Below are 1,086 nucleotides of genomic sequence, written 5' to 3'. Positions count from 1 at the left end.
CAGCAATGGTGGCGGCAAACAGGGCCGTAAAACCACCGGTGATGGCTACCAGTTCCATGGCATTGGGTACTTCGTGGAAGAGAAACATGGTACGCGCCACCAGGTAGACACCTGCCACCACCATAGTAGCAGCGTGGATCAGAGCGCTGACCGGGGTGGGACCTTCCATGGCATCAGGCAACCATACATGCAGGGGGAACTGGCCCGATTTACCGATCGGCCCGATAAACACCAGCACAGCAATAAGGCTTAACACGCCGAAAGTGGTATACTGCTCAAAATGGGCTATCTTCCCGGAAAGCTCCACCAGGTTCAAGGTGCCGAAGACAATTTGCAGTGACAGAAGCCCGAGCAATAAACCGAAATCTGCAATCCGGCAGGTGATAAAGGCCTTCTTGGCCGCCTCCCGAGCGGAAATCTTATGGCTGTAAAAACCGATCAAAAGGTAGGAACAGAGGCCGACCAGTTCCCAGGCCACAAACATCTCCAAAAGGTTGCTGGAAATGGCCAGCAGGAGCATGGAAGCAGCAAACAGGGAGACGTAGGAGAAGAAGACCGGGAAACCGGGATCGCCTTTCATATAACCGATGGCATAGATAAATATCAGTGACGCGACCATGGAAACCATGAAGATCATCATGGCCGACACGGGATCCAGCTGAACCCCCACGTCTACATGCAGGCCGGGCATGGAAAACCACCGTACGGCGTAGACCAGGGGTTCTTCTTTAAAAGCCGGGTTGGTAAACACACCATATGCTGCCAGGGCGGAAACGATAAAGGCCCCGACTATTCCACCCACGGCCACCAGAGCGCTCAACATGGGCCATGGCCTGGTTAGAAAGACAATGGCTAAAAATGCCAGAGCAGGCAGCAGGGGCACCAGCCAGGCGTGGTGCATCGCAAATTCAACCATCTCGTTGGACACCCACCTTTCTACCACTTAAGCCAGTTAAAGTCATCCAGGTTAACCGATACCCTGTTGCGGTAGATGGCAATGATGATGGCCAATCCAACCCCCACTTCGGCAGCGGCCACCGTGATGACGAAAACGGCGAAGAGCTGGCCCAGGAACAGGGTGGGGGT

2 protein-coding genes are annotated in these 1,086 nt (G+C 54.5%); both read right to left on the bottom strand.

The window, feature by feature from the left end:
* Positions 1 to 916, bottom strand: a 916-nt coding sequence (locus ACPLUI_RS06225) for an NADH-quinone oxidoreductase subunit L (protein WP_424659407.1), incomplete at its 3' end; no start/stop codon positions are given.
* Positions 917 to 936: 20 nt separating this feature from the next.
* Positions 937 to 1,086, bottom strand: a 150-nt coding sequence (locus tag ACPLUI_RS06220; protein WP_424659417.1) for an NADH-quinone oxidoreductase subunit K, incomplete at its 5' end; no start/stop codon positions are given.

Source organism: Desulfofundulus sp., assembly GCF_049701015.1.
Taxonomy (GTDB): domain Bacteria; phylum Bacillota; class Desulfotomaculia; order Desulfotomaculales; family Desulfovirgulaceae; genus Desulfofundulus.
This window is presented reverse-complemented; position numbering and strand designations above follow the sequence as displayed.